Below are 1,745 nucleotides of genomic sequence, written 5' to 3'. Positions count from 1 at the left end.
GTCGCGCTGCTGCGGTCGCTGCGCGACCAGTTCGTCCCGGACGCGCTCGACCCGCGCGGCGAACCCGTCCAGCGCCGGCAGGTCGCGCTCCTCGCGCCGCAGCGTCCGCGTGACCGCGTCGCTCACCGGATGCCGGCCGGGCCGCGCCACGGTGAAGCGGAGCTGCCCGCCGTGCACGTCCAGCGGCTCGACGTGGACGAGCTCGAAGCCGTACCGCCGCGCCGCCTCCCGCACCGAGCCGGCGGTGAACAGGTAGACGTGCTCGTCGATGACCTGGTCGAACGCGGTCCGGGCGAGGACGTCGCCGAGGTAGGGGTCCTCGAACACCATCCGCCCGTCCGCGGCGAGCAGCAGGTCGGCCCCCGCGAAGACCGACCCGAGGTCGGCGACGTGGCTGACGGTGTTGGCCGAGAAGACCAGGTCGGCCGGGCCCTCGGCGGCGCGGACCTCGGCGGCCGACTCCTTGTCGAAGAACGCCGTCAGCACCCGCGCGCCGCGGGCCGCCGCCTCGGCGGCCGCCCGTCCGGACGGGTCGACGCCCAGATGCCGGACGCCCGCCCGCGCGAGCGTCGGCAGGACGCCGCCGTCGTTGCAGCCGACCTCCACCACGAACGGGTCGGGACGGTCGCGGACGGCGGCCGCCAGCCGGCGTGCGGTCCGGGCGAAGTGCTCGCTCATCCGCGCCGACTGCGACGTCCGGTACGGGTAGTCGCGGTGGAACATCGCCTCGGCGGGCACGGTCTCGGTCAGCTGCGCCATCCCGCAGTCCCCGCACGTCCCCGCGGCGAGCCGGAAGAAGAACTCCCCGCCGAGTCCGTCCGGGCGCAGGAACGCGTCCGACCTCGGCTGGCGCCCGAGGTCGAGGAACTCGCGGACGGGCCCGAAGCAGATACGGCATCTCGTCATCGTCTGGGTCCCTTGAACGAGGCGCGGCGGGCGTCGGCGGGGGCGGACAGGGGCAGGGGCGGGCGGGTCAGGGGGTGGGCGGGGCTCCGGCGAGGGAGTACAGGCAGGCCAGCAGGCTGCGCGCCTGCATGTTGACGTAGTGGCTGTGCGGCAGCAGCGCCGCGAACTGCCGCAGCGTGAGCCAGCGGAAGTCCGGGGGCTCGCGGACGCCACCGGGGTCCGTCTCGACGATCAGGTAGCGGCCGCGCGCGTGGTAGAGCCGTCCGCCCTCCTCGGAGAGCGTCGCCGCGTAGCGGACGCGGTCCGGCTCGGCGGTGAGGACGTCGTCCAGAAACGGCGGCCTTCCGGGGCCGGGCGGGGCCTCGGCCTCGCCGGGCGCGCACTGGACGGTCGGTGCGAGTTCCAGCACGTCGCTGCAGCCCGGTTCGGCGAGCGCCTGCGCGAGGACGTGCAGGACGCCGTCGATCCGCGCCACCAGGAACGCCACCAGGGAGTTTTCGAGCGGCCGGATCACCGGTTGCGACCACGCGTCCACCTCGCGTCCGGCCGTCCCGACCGTCACGCCCACGACCTCGAACGACCGGCCGTCCTCCGGGGTGACGGCGGTCCCGTCGTGCCGCCAGCCGGCCATCCCGGCCAGCGGAACGCGGCGGACCCGGACGTCCGCGCGGGTCCGCCGGTCGGTGATCCAGTGCAGGAGGTCGGCGTCGGAGTGCGCGCCGCGCGCCGCGTCGAGCGACCGGGCGAGCGCGCCGCGGAACCCGCCCGGCGCCGCGAACGCCGCCGCCGCGCCCGGCCCGGCGACCGGCAGGCAGGCCTGCACCGACCGCAGGTCCATG

General features: G+C 76.1%; 2 protein-coding genes. Both read right to left on the bottom strand.

What is annotated here, in order from left to right; translation table 11 throughout:
* Window positions 1-906: class I SAM-dependent methyltransferase (locus AB0J52_RS39125; RefSeq protein WP_500188136.1), on the bottom strand; the 906-nt coding region annotated here is incomplete at its 3' end.
* 67 nt (window positions 907-973) lie between these two features.
* Window positions 974-1,745 (bottom strand): NDP-hexose 2,3-dehydratase family protein (locus AB0J52_RS39120; RefSeq protein ID WP_500188134.1); only part of this gene is annotated, 772 nt, incomplete at its 5' end.

The organism is Spirillospora sp. NPDC049652, assembly GCF_040675125.1.
Classification (GTDB): Bacteria; Actinomycetota; Actinomycetes; order Streptosporangiales; family Streptosporangiaceae; genus Spirillospora.
Note: the sequence above shows the minus strand (reverse complement) of the source record. Positions and strands in the feature narration are given on the sequence as shown.